Origin of the sequence: uncultured Campylobacter sp. (genome assembly GCF_938030145.1) — a bacterium.
GTDB lineage: Bacteria > Campylobacterota > Campylobacteria > Campylobacterales > Campylobacteraceae > Campylobacter_B.
Genome location: NZ_CALHGM010000003.1, coordinates 52,946 through 69,334 on the forward strand (window position 1 = coordinate 52,946; position 16,389 = coordinate 69,334).

The following is a 16,389-nucleotide window of genomic DNA, read 5'->3' on the forward strand; positions in this document are numbered from 1 at the left end:
ATGATAGCGACACGCTTCGAAACCTAGGCTAAATTTAAAGTAAATACATAACATTTACGATTTTTAGTGATAAAATTTTGAAGTATTTTTATAATTTATTTATAACCAGTATAAATTATAAATCTAAGCATATAGCTTGCGCTATAAATTTTATCACTTAGTAATATACGCTTTGTAAAAGCATAATGCAATAAGAATTTACGCAATATTCCTCTGGATATAAATTTATCTTAATAACTTGTAAATCCGCGCAGAATTACTTAAATAAACGGGCTCAAACAGATCTTTATCATAGTTTTCCAGCACAAAAAGTTGGATGAAGGCTGATTCAAAGACCTTTTTATCTAAGATTAAAATTCTTTGATAATCCGGTAAAAATATCACGTAAAGATTGGAATTTTTATCTATCTGCCTAGATAATTTGACGAGTTTGCCGTTTACTTCGCCCACTTGATAATATGAATTAATAGGCATTCTTTTACCGTCATGGATTAGGTATTCAGGATCGACGCTAGGCAGCGTGCATTCATCATTTATTATGATGCTCTCTCCATCTTTACCCATTCTAATATCATAACCCACATGAATAAATGGTGTCCAAGACTCTTTACCTGTTTCTATATCTACAGTAGAAAATTTTAAAATATTGGGCAATATATCTATCATGTGCGGTACAAAATAATAATATATATCCCTAGTTTTCTGTGGAAGCTTGAAATTCTTATCGCTTAAAGAACTTAAGAATTTATTGATATCGGCTTCGCCATAATCTTTTTGAATTTGATATAGATTTAGTTTAAATTTATCTTCCAGTTTAGGATCAAATTTTTTACCTTGCAACTTTTGTATATATTCGACATTAAGCCTTGCCATATTAGCAGAGCTTACCTCATCTTTATTAAAGGAAAACGCACTCATAAAAGTGTATTCTCCTGCCTGTCTACCTCCGGGATCGGCTACTACTTTTACATCGGAGTAATATCTGATTAAATATCCGTAATCCCACCACGATAGCACGTAATCTTCTCTGCTGGCTTTATTTTTTAGCTCTGCAAGAGGCATTATGGAGTCTTTCGTAAGCGTAGGCGCAACGCGGAATTTATAAATAAAATCTATGCTAGGCATTATCGCTAAACAAGTTAAAATAGCTAACAAAGTACTTCTAAGCCAAGTGCGTATTTCAAAGTAATTCAGCGTGAAATATATAAAATAAGCAAATCCAAGCGCTATCATCGGTGTAGCGTACATTGTAAAGCGAGTTCCACCGAAAAGTGCTAAAACTCCAAGCGCTATCATCGGCAAGGTTAAGATAAACGAACGGAATTTTATCAGCAATAGAGCCAGTCCCCCTACTGCACATATGAATATAAATAGATGCCCACTAGATTCAAGCACAAATTTCATGAAATTAGCGTTTTCTACCTCATTAACCGTACTTCTAACGCCATAGAAGTAGAAAATTTCCTCTTTGCTTACATCCTTTAAGATGTATGCTTTAAGCTGCACTGCTATAGGCACAAGTCCGCCGAATATGACGAACGTAATTACGGCGATCGTACCCAAAATCCAAAGAGCTTTTTTGCTTTTATGGCTTGGAATTTTAATCATTAAAAAATATAAAAACGCAATTAGTGTGATTTTAAACAATAAAATATAATTTACAATTATTGTCTCACCTTCGTAATACGCGCTAAATTTTATGACCGCTGCAACCATAAGAATAATCGCTTTGTAATTTGCCTCATTGCGTCTATTAAAAATCAAAGTATAGATTAAAAATATCACTATAATCGCCATATTTAAAGAATACGAGCTAGGATACCACCAGCTATAAAGTACCATAAAGACGGCGGGCAAAGCAAAGCTACTCTGCTCGCTTCGCCCTATGAGCCTGATCAAAGCCCATAGCGTTAGCAGCGGCAGAGTAACATTTAACATATCGCTATCAAAATACCCGCCCAAAGTCCTAATATAATATCCGGGCAGCACGCAAGCAAGCAGCGCTGCGATGATGCCGGCGCCCAGGATCTTATACTCTCTTGCTATCAAAATAATCGGCACGACCACTAGCGGCGCCAAAAACACGCTCATATAGATCGTAATGCTATTTAGGCTGGCGGGTAAAATTTTGCTAAGTAAAAATGCTAGAGTTGGGATCGACGCGCCGTACGGGCTAAGATCGCCCGGTTGGTGAAAGCCCGCTATCATATCGCGCGCGCCCTCGGCATTCGCAAAGGCGTCGTTTGTGGTCATGATGAGCTCGCCATCGAAAGAAAACTGCTCGATCCCGCTAGCCCAATATATCCAAAAAAACCTGCATGCCACGCCGAATATATAAACCAGCGTCATGATCAAAAACATATCCATACGGGAGCATTCGCCGTTTGTAATTCTAAATTTTTGCATCTTTTTCCTTGATTTGCCGTTTGAAGTACCGAGCGGAAGGTTAAAATTTGCCTCTACAAATTTTACTCGCTTTATCGCCCCGCGTTACGTCTTTAACGACATTGTTTAATTTGCGTTTATTATAGCAGAATTTATCGATATTAAAAGCAAAATTTTAAAAACAACCGAAGTCAAGCCGTTTAGAATTTAAATTTGTGATATGCAATTTTGGCGACCATCAAAAAATATGATACGTAAAGATAGAGATTAAGATGTAAACTAAATATCCAATATAAGGCAGATACAAAACAACACTAAGCCAATAAACATGCGTATATCTAGCATATTATAAATTCCATCTTCTGGGTGCGGAATGAACAAATATAGGACAATAAACATAACGAACGCTTTTAAAAAAATATATAATAACGTTTTATTCATAGGCATATATTTAGCGATCTATGCTATGGCTAAATAGCAGAAACAACCGGTCGTTGCAAGAAGCTTACGCCGAGCCGGTGGATTTTTGTAGTTTAGACAAAATTCTCGCCTAATACGCGTCGCACATAAATTTACAGACGGTTTTCGTACGGAGATTGAGCATGATCGAGCTTAGGCATCTGCCGTCCTTATTGCCGCTTAGCAGGCGCACGGCATCGCCCTCTTTCCACTGCGTGCTGTCGCCCTCGATCGTCCTGTAATGCGCGCCATTAATGACAAGCGACTCGCCGCCCTTTAGCGTTTTATCGATCTTTAGATCGCTTGCGATCTGGCTTAGATCGCCTTTTAGGGCATTTGCGATTAGTTTTTCCTCGGCCTGCTCATGCGTCTTCATCGAGCTTTTAGCAAAGTCCGGCACCTGCACAGTTTCGGTCTGAGCCGAAGCAAACACGGCGAGCACGCAAGCAGCGTAAATTAGTTTCATATTTTCTCCTCGGTTTTTTCAAAATCTCGGCGATTATAGCAAAGTTTACTTAAAAATTTCGGTCTAAATTTAGCTAGAGTTTAAATTTAAGAAACCGCCCGTCTGTTTAAAACAGAGCTGAACTCGATGGCAAATTATAAAATTTCGCCGTAATTTAAAATTTACTTATTAAAATACGCCGCGAGCGCGCTTAGCCAAACAAACAAAGCTATTATCCAAGACATCACTCGCGGCGTACCCGCCCAAAACGCAGCCCTCATATTGCAACGTAAGAGCAAGCGAGCATCGAAATTTTTACTGGCAGAATTTACTCGTTATCAAATAGCGCGCCGAGACTTTGCATTACGGCAGCGACGGGCATCCAGACGGGGCTAAACATAGTTAAAACTGCGTCTTGCGTCTCACCGTTTTTACGCACGTTTTCCTCGCTCAGCCTGCCGCTATCAATAAATACTACCGCGTTTAAACTTAACGGCTTAGCAAGCGCATATTTTTTTAGGATCCGATCGCGATCTTTTACGCGCGTAGGAACGCCTAAAATTTTGAAGCTAAATTGTAAAATTTCGCGATCTTTAAAGCCCGTAAAATTTGGATGCTTGTAAAGCACAAGCTGATCTGCTAGCGGCAGGCTCTCGCGGTCAAGCCACAGCTCAAAAAGTAGCGCGCTTACGTGAGGTTCATTAAATGCATCCGTAGCGATCGAAATTCTATTTACCTCCACTGCGTGTGGATAGAGCGATTTTAGGTGCTCAAATTCCGCTTTCGCCACGCGATAATCGCTGCCAAATTCGTAGTCGTAAGCGTCGCCGATCATTATCGTACGGTTTGCCTCTATTTGGATTGCGCGAATTTGCTCCTTGCCTTCAAGCTCTACGGGCGCGGTTTTACTAGCACAACCCACAATGAGAAATGAAAATGCCATGCTAAAAATCAGCGCTTTTAAAATTCGTTTCATATCTACTCCGATAAAATTTTATGCGATTATAGCTAAATTTAAAGCAGCATTCGACGCACGGTATTGTCTTAATTGAGACGAATTAAAATTTGAGGACGAGAGCGTATATGAAATACATAACTGAGTAAATTTTAATTAGAATTTAAACGTAGCAGAATAAGGCACAGTATTTTTCGCTTAGACGAGGCGAAATTTGATTTTTAAGCGGAGCGTATATTTGATACGTGAGCATTAAAAATCAAATTTCAACGAAGTATAAGTAGAAAAAGACAAGCCTAAATTTAGACTTCATACCTCTCGCCTGGTTTCATCTCTATCATCTCCCACGGCAAGCCCTGTTTATTTAGCTCATCCATGAAAGGCTTGGCGTCGAAATTTTCCATATTAAAGACGCCCTTGCCGCTCCAAATGCCTTTGGCGACCATCATCGAGCCGATCATCGCAGGCACGCCTGTGGTGTAGCTCACGGCCTGCGCGCCCGTCTCGGCGTAGCAAGCCTCATGGTCGCAGACGTTGTAGATATAGACCTGACGCTCTTTGCCGTCTTTTAGGCCGCGGATCACGCAGCCGATATTTGTTTTACCCTTCGTGCGAGGGCCTAGCGACGCAGGATCAGGCAACAAGGTCTTTAGAAACTGGATCGGCACGATCTTTACGCCGTTGTGCTCGACCTCGTCGATACGCAGCATACCGACATTTTCTAGGCATTTCATGTGAGTTAGGTAGCTTTGTCCAAAGGTCATGAAAAAGCGGATTCGCTTTAGTCCTTTGATGTTTTTTACTAAGCTTTCTAGCTCCTCGTGATAGAGCAGGTAGCTATCTTTGACGCCAACTTTCGGGTAGTCCCATTTAAACATTATTTCCATCGGCTCGGTCTCTTTCCATTCGCCGCGCTCCCAGTAGCGACCCTTTGCGCTCACTTCTCGCAGGTTGATTTCGGGGTTGAAATTTGTCGCGAACGGATAGCCGTGATCGCCTGCGTTGCAGTCTAGGATGTCGATCTCGCCGATCTCGTCAAAGAGATTTTGCTGTGCGTATGCGCAAAATACGTTCGTCACGCCCGGATCAAAGCCGCTTCCCAGCAGCGCCATCGTGTTTGCGGCTTTAAACTCGCCGTCTTTCGCCCACTGCAGCTTGTATTCAAATTTCGCCGTGTCGGGGTGCTCGTAGTTTGCGGTGTCGATGTATGGGATGCCGGCGCGAGAGCACGCGTCCATGAGGGTTAGGTCTTGATAGGGCAGCGCGACGTTTAAAAGCAAATCGGCACCCGTTTTTTTGATGAGCGCGACCACTGCATCGGTGTCGTCCGCGTCAATCTGGGCAGTGTCGATAGCAACGCCTAAGCGGTCTTTGATAAATTTGGCGATCGCGTCGCACTTGCTTTTGGTGCGGCTTGCAAGGGTGATCTTGCTGAAAACGTCCGCGTTCATCGCGCATTTTACGGTCGCGACTTGGCTTACGCCGCCCGCGCCTATGATTAAGATGTTTGACATTTTGGCTCCTTTAAATTTTAAATTTAGCTGCAATTTTAGCAAATTTAAGATGAATTTTAAGCGATGAAGCACTGTTCATATTGGAAGTTTGATTTATGGCGGACGCGGAGTGCAAGCTCGCTTTAGTAATAGCGCCGAAAGCGGCGCGGCGCTAAAATTTACGCAGACAGCGGCATGCCGATTGACGGCGGCATGAGATTAAATTTACCGCCTTGCATCGCGCGATAAAATTTTAAGCCTTAAGCGCTCGTTTAAATTTAACGTTCCGCGGCACGGCGTGGAGAATTTAAAATTTAAAGCTCGCTCGCTTCGCCGCTAAATTTATCGCGCTTATTTTCTAGGCGCACGGCAAAACCGCATACCGCGGCTAAATTTAACGCTTTAGCGAACAGCGGTTTAAAAAGTAGCAAGCGGGGCAAAATCCCGTGACGCCCACGATAAAGGGCACGAGTCCGATCAGCCCCCACCAGCTGCCAAACAACGGCTTTTGCGATCATTATCGCTAGTCCGATCAGTGCTTTTATTATCCTAGTTTTCCTGCTTTGCATTGCGTTTTCACTTCTTTGTTTTTACATTTTACACGTATTAATGCTTAAAATTTTTAAAGTAAGCAATGGCAGCAAACCTCCACCTAGCGTATCATCTTTGAGCTCGCCTTCCTATATACGCGCCTTGGTTAAATTCGGCTTCGTTTAATTATCTTTTCTTTTGCATAAAAGTGCGATCCGACAAAATTTATGTGCCTAAGAAATAGAATTTTATGCGAGCTCGATTTAAAATTTTGGCAAGCATAAAAGGCAGACTCGAACGCCGGCGGGCAGTAGGGTAAAATTTGCGTATCGAAGGATAAAAATTTGTACGCAGCTTTAAATTTGGAATTACGATAAATTGAACCGAGCAGAATTTTATCGTCACAGAAAGTTTGTCTAAATTTAGCTCGTCACGTGTTTTAGAGTTTAAATTTATACGCTACAGCAAAGAAGCGTAGTGCGATATTTACGATCGAAGAGGCACCTGATCTCACGCCGTACCGCCAAAATCAAATTTCGTAGCGATAAATTTTGCCGAAATTTTCATCCAGAGTGTAGCTAAACTCACCGCCTGCATAATAGATTGTCTCGCCGCTCTCCAGCTCGAAGCGTTGGTATACGCGCAGCACGACCTCGTTTTCGCTGATGCCTTGGACATGGATAAAGATATCACTCTTCCTGCCTGCGGTCATCGCCATCTGGTAGAGCTGATTAAATAGCGCGTATTCGGCGTTTTTCTCGGCGTCTTCTTGCGATAAAAAGCCCTCTAGCACGCCCAGCATCTCCGCGCGAAATTCCGTCCTGGCGCGCGCATAGGCGTTTTGGATATTTTCGATCTGGTTGGTATCGAGTAAATTTAAAAGCGAATGTTTGCCCACGTAAAGCGTCGCGCTCGATGTGATTTTGCCGTCCTTGTCGGTCACTAGTCGCAGAGCTTTCTCTACGCGCCACAAGGCCTCTTTTAGCTCGAGCCCGCTTTCAATTTCAATTTTCATCATAGATCCTTTATCAAGAGTGCGGAATTTTAGCGTGAAATTTTAAATTTTAAAGACAAACTTCGCGATCAGATACGCCATATACAGCATCAAAACTCCCACTAGCGCGTCGATTATGCGCCACGCTCTGCTACTTGCAAAAAGCTTTGAAAGCGCCCGCGAGCCGTAGCCCAAGCCGAAAAACCATGCAAACGATACGAACATAACTCCCACGTAAAACCACGGCTTTTGGGCATCTGCGATCGTAGCGCCGAGTGAGCCCACGACCACGACGGTGTCTAAATACACGTGCGGATTTAGAAGCGTCACCGCGAGAGCCTTGGCTACGACGGGCGCCAGCGGGCTATTTGCCGAGTTTTGAATCTTGGCAAAATGCGAGCCCTTATAGGCGCTAAAAAACGAGCTTAGCGCGTAGCAGAGCAGAAATATGATCCCGCCTATGCCTAAAATTTGGGTAAGAAGCGAGCCCTGCTTAAGAGTGCCGCCGATTAAAAATATCCCTACGGCCGTAAATACGGCATCGCTTAGCGCGCAGACCATGCAAACAGCCGCGACGTGGTTTTTCGCAAGGCCTTGGGAGATGACGAAGATGTTTTGCGCGCCGATCGCGACGATTAGCGAGAGCATCAGCGCGGCTCCTTGCAAGAAAATTCCGATCGGTAAGGAGTTCAAAGCCGCGCCTCTACTTATTTTTACTTTCGCAGGCGGAGCTTTGCACCGCCGTATCGGTAGTATCGGAGCCGTCTACCGCCGCACTTTCGGGCGCAGCGTCAGGCTCATTATCGCCCGCGGAAATTTTCAAGGCGGAATTCTCGGCGCTTATGAAATTTTCGCCTGCGCAGGCGCTATTTAAGGAAGCGGCACCATTCGGCGCGGCGGAGCTTTGTTCGTTTAAATTTGAAGCGCCCTTCAAATTCTGCGCGCCGTTTGAATCGGCGGCGCCATTAGAATTTTGTGCGATGGAATTCTGCACGGCGTAGGAATTCTCCGCGCCTAAATTTTGTGCGCCGTAGGAATTTTGCGTATCGGAATTTTCATCGCGGAGGTTTTTAGTTTTAAAATTTCTACCGCTACCCGCGCTTTTTTTAGAGCTCTTAGCGCCCTTGCGAACTTTTGAGGCGGTTTGCTCTTCCTCAGAGCTTTGTGAAAGACCCGCTTTCTCGCGCAAAATTTTACTCAGCTCGTAGATCGAAATTTCAAACGAGCCCGGCAGTGTGGCCTCCGTGTCGCTGTAAAATCGTAAAAAATTAAAGCGGTCCTGCGCCTGCGGCGCTTTTTTGAATACAAAATTTAAAAGCTCCGTTTTGTTTCTGCCCGCGACGAAGGTTTTGGTGCCTAAATTTGCGATATCTTTATATTCGAAGCTCTCGGAATTTGCGCCGCGCACGATCGTAAGAGCATCCTCGCCGATCTGCAAATAATTTTTCGCGCCGAGTCTGAGCGCGCAAAAAAACGCGCAAAATGCCGCCACTACGGAAGCAAAAAGCGCCGCGCCGCCAAAGCCCGCGTGGTAGCAATATCCGCTAGCGAGCGCCAAAATCGCCGATCCCGCCAGCGTCATCGCTACGGGCTTTTTATTCTCTTTTACTATCATCTTCCCTGCTTAATCAGTTGTCTTATGTATTCGTAAATTTTAAAATTTAGCGCATCCATTACCGAGTCTTTAGAGCCTGGATTTTTGATGCTTTGGTAGTTAAGATTAGTTACGTAGTCCTTCCACGCGCCCTTGTTTTTAACGCTTATGTAGAGGCTGATCTGCGAGTCGTAGAAGTAGTCTCTGTAATAATCGTCGTCGTCCCAAGGATCATAACCGAACGGCATCCCCCAGCCTACGCCCACGCCCGTATATCTATAATACCTGCCGAAGCCCATTCCGAAGCTAAATCTCGGATTATCCCATGATCTGCGCGAAAAATCCGCCTTGCGGAAGTAGTTGAGATTGCCGCCGATTTGGACGTTCGCCGCGCTTTTATTTACGACCTTAAATCCATCCGCACGCAGATGCTGGATCACTGCTTGGGTTAAATTTGAATCCGTCGTCGAGGTATTGGTGAAATTTACGCTTATGAGTTTATCCTGCGGAAATTCCATAATGTGAAGTGGCTCGGAAGTGCGCACGATGCCGCTATTTACGGGCACGTTTTTAGAGCAACCCGTAAAAATCAAAAACGCCGAAATGACCAAAAAAAGTGAAATTTTATTTTTCAAGACAGATCCTTTCGCTTAAGATTTCAAATCCTAAATTTGAGTGATTGTAGCATAAATTTAAAATTTTTAATGTCAGCAAGAAGCGATTTTTTGAAATAATCTAGTGGCGAATGGGCAAGAGTGGAATTTTTAAATAAAATTTTGCGCCGAGCGACCGCTAAATTTAAAGCCGCCGCTCGGTTGAAATTTCTGTAAAAGAGGCGGAATTTTAAATCGTAGGCGTTTAAAATTCCACAATCTTATAGGCTCACGCCGCGCGTAAGTACGCGCTTGCGATAAACATCCGAAACTCTGCTCGCGTCGCCCACGATTAGAGCGTTCGTGCAACAGATCGCCGCACAAATCGGAACCTTGCCCTCTGCGATGCGGTTTTGGCCGTATTTATGTAGCTCTTCGTGCGAAAACGTAGGCTCCGGTCCACCCGCGCACATAGTACACTTATCCATCGCACCTTTAATACCGAAAGCTCCGTCTCTAGGGAATTGCGGAGCGCCGAACGGACACGCGTAGAGGCAATATCCACAGCCGATACATTTATCTTTGTCGTGTAAAACGACGCCGTCGGTTCTGATATAGAAGCATTGAACCGGGCAAACCTGCGCGCAAGGCGCATCGGTGCAGTGCTGACAAGCGATAGAGCTTGAAACCTCCTGCCCCTCTATGCCCTCGTTTAAAGTGATAACCTTGCGCCTATTGATCTGCACGGGAACCTCGTGCGCCGAGCTGCAGGCTACCTGGCAACCATAGCAAGCGATGCAACGCTCGACATCGACGTAAAATTTTAATCTTGCCGGCATTTTATCTCCTTATGCTCTTTCTAGTCTGCAAAGACCGGCGTTGAATTCCGAAATTTGCGTATTTATGTCAAAGCCGTAGTTGGTAATCGTATTTGAGCTCTCGCCTCTGATATATGGCTTAGTGCCCTCAGGATAGCGCTCGCTTAGATCCTCGCCCTGGAAAATTCCCGCGAAGTTATACGGCATAACAATACGATCAGGCGTAACAGCGTGCGAATAGATGCACTTGACTTTGATCTTCGTGCCTTGCGGTGAATGAATCCACATCATCTCGCCATCTTTGATACCTTTATCAGCGGCAAGCTTAGGATTTACGTGCGCAAACATCTCCGGAGTAATCGCCGAAAGATACTTGCTCGTGCGCTCTATCATGCCCGCACCGCTTAAATTTACAAGCCTTAGCGAGCTTACGATAGTAGGGAAGTCCTTGCTCCAATCCTGCTTTTTCTGCTCGGAGATAAATCTCGTAAAGACGCGGAAATTTCGTTTTTGATCCGCAAAGGTCGGATATTTCTCTACTAAATCCCATCTAGGCGAGTGGATCGGTTCGCGGTGCTTTGGAATTTGATCCGCAAACTGCCAAACCTTGGCTCTGGCTCTTGCGTTTCCGCAAGGACAAATTCCAAACTCGCGGCATTTTTTAGCGATGATACCGCTATAATCGGTACTCCACGTAGGCCCCATCTTGGCTTTTTCATCCTCGCTTAGCGTGATGCCTAAAACCTGTTCGATATTTGCTTTCGTAATCTCTGCATGTCCGCCTTGAATTTTTGATCCCGGAAGTGTAATGCTCTCGTCGGCTAGCTGCGAAACGCCGTCGTGCTCTAAGCCGAAGCGGTTTCTAAATCCCATACCGCCGTCGGCATAAGGTTTAGTTACGTCGTAAAGAATCGGCGTGCCCGGGTGTTGCGTATCCCAGCAAGGCCATGGAAGCCCGTAGTATTCGCCCTCTACTTCTCCACCTATACCGCGCAAAGTATCGGGATCAAATAGGTGCCAATTTTTCTGTTGTCTGCGAAATCTAGCTGCGGTACGACCGTTATTGCCAATACTTTGAGTATTGCGTGCGATCTCATCGGTAGCGTCGTCAGGCCAAACAAAATCGTCTTTAATCTGCTTAAGCTCGCCATCAACGATGCCCATCTTCATGCCGCGAACGTATTCATCGTAAAAGCCAAATTTTTTCGCGAATAAAAACATTACCTCTTGATCTTCTTTGCTCTCAAATAGAGGCTTAACGATCTGAGTTCTCCACTGGCCGCTGCGGTTTGTAGCGCTTAGATGACCTTCGCTTTCAAACTGCGTAGCTACCGGCAAAACATAAATTCCATCCGGTCTATCGTTTAGAATCGCTACTTCGTTTAAGAACGGCTCGGCGACTACCAGCATATCGATCTTACCTAATGCTTCTTGAGTCTCTCGAACGTGAGCCATAGAAGTAATTCCTGTGCCTTGCACCCAAAGAACGCGGACATTGCCACTACTTAAAACGGGCTCGTTTTTCAAAACGCCCTGCCACCATTTAGATAGCGAAAAGCCCTTTTCGTTGCGCCAGTTTATCACATCTTGCTCGATGCTCGGATCGTAGTGAAAATACTCGGTAAAATTCGTACCAGGCACTTTTTCACCCTGCTTTTCGTGCGGCTGCTTAGTAGAGACGGCAAATCTTTTAATAAACTGCTCGTAATCTACGCCCCAGCCCTTGCAGAAGTGCTTCCAAGCGTTATCGGCTAGCCCGTAATACGCAGGCAAGCTATCGGAGAGATTGCACATATCGGTAGCGCCCTGAACATTATCATGGCCTCTAAGGATGTTGCAGCCGCCGCCCGGCTTGCCCATATTGCCTAGTATGAGCTGCAAAAGAGCCAAAATTCTAGTATTCGAGCTGCCGATCGAGTGCTGCGTGATACCTAACGCCCAGCATAAAGTAGCGGGCTTTGTGGTAGCAAACATCCTCGTAAATTCTATCAGTTCCTCTTCTTTGCAACCGGTAACATTGGCTACCTCTTTAGGATCCCACTTCTCAGCTTCCGCCTTGATCTCATCTACGGCGTAGGTTCTGGTTTTTATTAGCTCCTTATCTTCCCAGCCGTTTTTGAAGATTAGATGCAGCATTCCGTACACAAACGCTATATCAGTTCCCGGACGAATTCTAATATACATATCGGCCTTAGCCGCAGTTCTAGTAAAATTTGGATCGACGACGACGATTTTCGCGCCGTTTCTATCGCGAGCTTGAAGAGCATGCTTCATAGCTCCTACGGGATTTGCAACCGCGGAATTCGCACCTATAAAAAGGATCATTTTAGAATTTTTCGCCATATCGCCTACGTGATTTGTCATAGCTCCATAACCCCAAGTATTCGCCACACCGGCGACTGTTGCGCTATGTCAAATTCTGGCTACGTGGTCGTTGCTGTTCGTACCCCAGAAGGCTGCAAATTTTCTAAAATAATATGCCTGCTCGTTACAAAATTTAGCCGAACCCAGAAATACCACACTATCTGGGCCGTCCTCTTTGCGAACTTGAAGCATTTTATCGCCGATTTCGTTAACGGCTTGCTCCCAACTTATGCGCTCCCACTTGCCACCAACCTTTTTGAGCGGATATTTAAGACGCATTTTAGATTTGGTTAGATCGATTTGATCGATTCCCTTACAGCAGTGACTGCCCTGCGAGATCGGGTGATCTACTGCCATATCTTGGCGAATCCAGGTATTGGTGCTCTCATCCACTTGAGCCTCGATACCGCAGCCTACGGAACAGATCGAACATATCGTTCGCTTCATAACGGAACCTGGAAATGGGTTTTTGATCTCTTGCTCAGTAGCGGCTCTTAGCGTATTATTTTCGCCAAACGCAGCTACGCTGCTCGCTCCTAAAGCGGCGAGTTTCAAAAACGATCTCCTTCCGATCGCATTCTCACTCATGAAAATTCTCCTAGTAAGCTACTTTATAGTATTTTTTCCACGCTTCACTCTCCCAGTAAAGCACCTCTTTTTTCGGTGATTTGCCACGAACGGTATCGCCATAGTCCTGCTCGCTTTTCGCTAGAGCCTGAGACGCGGCAACGCCCACGGCACCTACTGCGCCGATTTTTAGAGATTTTTTAAGAAAATCTCTGCGTTTGTTCTCCATGGTTTTCCTTTGTGAAGAAATCGCTTTAAATCTTTTATTGTAGTAACGCCTGTTACAGGATTTAAGTCTAATGAATTATAACGAAAAGGCAGTGAGATGGAAATTAAATTTTAAGTTACTTTTTAAATTTTATTTAAAATTCAAAATATAAAGTTCTAACTAAAAAACTACTCGCAAAACTCGAGCTTGCAAGTTTAAAATTTAACCGAAATTCTGCTTTTGCGTTAAGATTTCCGTTAAAAATTTTATTTATCAATCCAGATCAAAAATATCTTCCGGATTGGTAAATTTATTTTGATAGCCGCCTTTTTTGATCGCTTCTTTAACGACGCTGCGATCTTTCTTTTGCGGAGCGGCAAGCGCTAAAAGCGAGCGTTCTAGCGCAAAAAAACTTCTCATTAGTGCGCCTAATGATTTGAAAAAATCCGCCCGCACATGCCCGCACAAAAGCTCGCTAAACTCATCTACAAAGCTGTTGGTGACATTCGTAAAAAGCTCTAACGCCAGCGCTTCGCCGTCTTGTGCGCCGATGAAATTTTTAGCGCATTGCGAGTTCGCGGTATTTTTACCATCCTGCGGACCTGTAAAATTTTTACTGCCATGCAAACCTGCAGAATTTTTTCCGTCTTGCGCCGTCAAGCTCGCGCTATTCGTAAAATTTTGCTCATTTGCCACGGAATTTTGTCCGTTTAAAACCGCGCTGTGTTTTGCAGCCGCGTCGCGAAGTAGAGTTGAATGCAGGTAAAAAATAAATCCCACATAATCCTCGCACTCTTTGCAAAGCTCCATATTGCGGCGAAATTTACTCTTTTTTAGCACGTCGATTACCGCGACACGCATACGCCCATCGTCGCGCCCCTCGTCGTAGAAGCTCGCACTCATCGGCACGTTGGCGTATGAAAAATCAAAAAGCACGGAATTTTGCTCGCTTTTAAACGCTGCAAAATCGAATTTCGCCAAATTTTGAAATTCCGCCTCATCGCTAGGCACAATGGGCGAGCTGCGTAAAAACTCCAGTTGCTCCTTCCAGCGCTTAAATTTCGCATCCGTTTCATAGAAAAAAAACGGAATTGCAAAAAATTCGTAGTAGTAGCTTCTTGCTTGAAGTAGATTCGCATCCATTACATCGCCCCTTTTCTAGCATCTTCTATCTGCTTTTTTATCATTATTTTCGCCTTGCAATCGCCGCAGCAAAAAAGAGTCTTCATCTTTTCAGGCTCGTTTGCAAAATGCGCACCCATCATATCCGCGATCTTCATCACGGCTTTGCTCGTCGCAAATTCCTTACCGCACTCGATGCATTTAAAAAGCTCGTCTTTTGCTAGCATTTTGTAATTAAAAAATCCAGGCTCAAGCTCCACGCCGCAAGGCTGAAGCTCGATCGTATCCTTTTCGGCGCAGCTTAACACGCAGTAGTTGCACGTCGTGCAAAGCGAAGCGTTGAGCTTAATCGAATTGTCACTGTTATCGGCATACAACGCGCCGGTATTACAGGCGCCCACGCAGCTAAGGCAGAGCGTGCAGCTTGCTTCGTTTATGCTTACTTTGCCAAATTTTAGCAACTCTCCGCTTTTTACGACGCCGAAGCTACCATCGCCGACCATTGCGCTTACGCGTTTGGAAAAAATTTCTTTCTTGCTAAGGCCCTGTTCGTTTAGGCTAAACGCCCACAGCTGAGAGCTTTGCGCCTGCTTTAGCGCCTCTTGCAGCTCGATTAAATTTCGCGCTAAAAATACCGCGTCCTTGCCATAGATCGCGCGCGAAATTCCATTGATAAGCTCCACCGCTTCGCGCGTGCCCTCGCCCACGTCTGCGCCGTAAACGATCACACTAGAGCCACTTTCTTGCATCGCGCTTAGCAGATTTATCTCATCTATTTGCTTGCTTCCAAAAAATCCAAACGGCAGCACGCCGCACGGAAGCTGCGCTGCGGGTGCGGACGCAATTTCGCTCTCTGCGATGAGAAGCGGAATTTTGCCTGCATAGAGCTTTGCGATCTCGCTAAATACGCTTTGGGGCAGCTTGGCAAATTTCAGCGCACCGCTAGGGCAGACACTTACGCACGCGCCACAGCCTATACAGTCGATGTGCGAAAATACCAGCTCGCGCTTTTCGTCATTTTTCAAAATCGCCACTGTGGGGCAAACCTCCACGCATGGCGCTCGCAGCTCATTCCGCCTACCTTGATACTGGCAGATCGTAGGATCGAAGATCGTGGAATTCTTATAATGATAAACCGGGCTTTTGGAATTTAAAATTTTTAAAATTTCATCATCTTTTAGCCCCGAAATCTCGTAGCAGCCGCTTTGTCGCAATTGATAGGGCGCTGCGCCGCTAATCAAGAAAAAATCCGCCTCGGTCTCAACCTCATCCCGCTCGCTTAAAATCGTAACCGAAAGATCGCCAATCTCGCCGTAAACGAACTTTATCTCAGCCCTGCTTAACGCGATCACCTTAAATCCGTGCTGCCTAAGTAGCCTCACAAGATCCTCTCGCGGCTCGTCACAGGCGAGAATCACGTTTTTGCCGACGGGCTTTTGATAGTCACTATCTAGCGCGCCGTCGAAGGCGATATCCTTGGCGCGATACAAAATATCTACGTTTTTAGCGATTTGTAGCGGCTCATCTGCGGAATTTTCTATATAAAAATTTATCTCGGGTGCATAAATTTGCGCTTTTAATTTCGGCGAATTGGCGACGATAAATTCCTCATTTTTTGCCCCCTCTTCATCGCCGCAAATTTCGATATCGTCGCTTAAGACGACATCCTTTAGCCCCGCGGCGTAAAATCCATGTTCTTTCATAATCTATCCTAAATTGATAATTAGGCGGGTTTTACTCTTATTTTCTAAACAGCTTTTAAATTCTGCACTTAAAGTAAATCGAATTTAAATTAATAATTTTATAGATAAAGCAAAATCAAAGCTTTAAATGATAAAATCGCCTAAATTTTAAGGCATCG

14 protein-coding genes are annotated in these 16,389 nt (G+C 44.8%); all 14 read right to left on the bottom strand.

Features of this window, described 5'->3' with window-relative positions; all coding sequences use genetic code 11:
- Positions 1-225: 225 nt before the first annotated feature.
- The 14 genes from Q0323_RS00550 to Q0323_RS00615 all read right to left on the bottom strand — a co-directional run bounded on the left by Q0323_RS00550 (position 226) and on the right by Q0323_RS00615 (position 16,231).
- Complete coding sequence (locus Q0323_RS00550; protein WP_298050499.1) at positions 226-2,406, bottom strand: STT3 domain-containing protein; 2,181 nt, start codon at positions 2,404-2,406, stop codon at positions 226-228.
- A gap of 529 nt (positions 2,407-2,935) precedes the next feature.
- Positions 2,936-3,310: a hypothetical protein gene (locus Q0323_RS00555; RefSeq protein WP_297905105.1), complete on the bottom strand. Its 375-nt coding sequence runs from the start codon at positions 3,308-3,310 to the stop codon at positions 2,936-2,938.
- Between the two features lie 307 nt (positions 3,311-3,617).
- Positions 3,618-4,265 carry a hypothetical protein gene (locus Q0323_RS00560; protein ID WP_298050500.1) on the bottom strand — a complete coding sequence of 216 codons (648 nt, stop codon included), beginning with the start codon at positions 4,263-4,265 and terminating at the stop codon, positions 3,618-3,620.
- Between the two features lie 281 nt (positions 4,266-4,546).
- On the bottom strand, positions 4,547-5,758 hold the full coding sequence (locus Q0323_RS00565; RefSeq protein ID WP_298050501.1) for a saccharopine dehydrogenase family protein: 1,212 nt from the start codon (positions 5,756-5,758) through the stop codon (positions 4,547-4,549).
- Positions 5,759-6,131: 373 nt separating this feature from the next.
- Entirely contained in the window at positions 6,132-6,206 is a 75-nt protein-coding gene (locus Q0323_RS11250; protein WP_366939533.1) for a hypothetical protein, read from the bottom strand.
- 591 nt (positions 6,207-6,797) lie between these two features.
- On the bottom strand, positions 6,798-7,283 hold the full coding sequence (locus tag Q0323_RS00575) for a hypothetical protein (RefSeq protein WP_297882832.1): 486 nt from the start codon (positions 7,281-7,283) through the stop codon (positions 6,798-6,800).
- Positions 7,284-7,325: 42 nt separating this feature from the next.
- Positions 7,326-7,955: a LysE/ArgO family amino acid transporter gene (locus Q0323_RS00580; protein WP_298050504.1), complete on the bottom strand. Its 630-nt coding sequence runs from the start codon at positions 7,953-7,955 to the stop codon at positions 7,326-7,328.
- Positions 7,956-7,965: 10 nt separating this feature from the next.
- Positions 7,966-8,877, bottom strand: a complete 912-nt coding sequence (locus Q0323_RS00585; RefSeq protein WP_298050505.1) for a hypothetical protein — start codon at positions 8,875-8,877, stop codon at positions 7,966-7,968.
- A complete protein-coding gene (locus tag Q0323_RS00590) occupies positions 8,874-9,491 on the bottom strand; it encodes a hypothetical protein (protein WP_298050506.1) in 618 nt (205 codons plus the stop codon). Before Q0323_RS00590 ends, Q0323_RS00585 begins: the two co-directional genes overlap by 4 nt.
- A 239-nt stretch (positions 9,492-9,730) precedes the next feature.
- The gene (fdh3B, locus tag Q0323_RS00595) at positions 9,731-10,288 is read right to left on the bottom strand and encodes a formate dehydrogenase FDH3 subunit beta (RefSeq protein ID WP_297913568.1); all 558 of its coding nucleotides are present in this window, start codon (positions 10,286-10,288) and stop codon (positions 9,731-9,733) included.
- A gap of 9 nt (positions 10,289-10,297) precedes the next feature.
- Entirely contained in the window at positions 10,298-13,219 is a 2,922-nt protein-coding gene (locus Q0323_RS00600) for a formate dehydrogenase subunit alpha (RefSeq protein ID WP_298050508.1), read from the bottom strand.
- A gap of 10 nt (positions 13,220-13,229) precedes the next feature.
- Entirely contained in the window at positions 13,230-13,427 is a 198-nt protein-coding gene (locus tag Q0323_RS00605) for a twin-arginine translocation signal domain-containing protein (RefSeq protein ID WP_005871103.1), read from the bottom strand.
- A gap of 252 nt (positions 13,428-13,679) precedes the next feature.
- Positions 13,680-14,549 (bottom strand): molecular chaperone TorD family protein, encoded by an 870-nt coding sequence (locus Q0323_RS00610; protein ID WP_298050510.1) that lies wholly within the window; start codon positions 14,547-14,549, stop codon positions 13,680-13,682.
- Entirely contained in the window at positions 14,549-16,231 is a 1,683-nt protein-coding gene (locus Q0323_RS00615) for a 4Fe-4S dicluster domain-containing protein (protein ID WP_298050512.1), read from the bottom strand. The genes Q0323_RS00610 and Q0323_RS00615 overlap by 1 nt, the downstream gene beginning before the upstream one ends.
- Between the last annotated feature and the right edge of the window lie 158 nt (positions 16,232-16,389).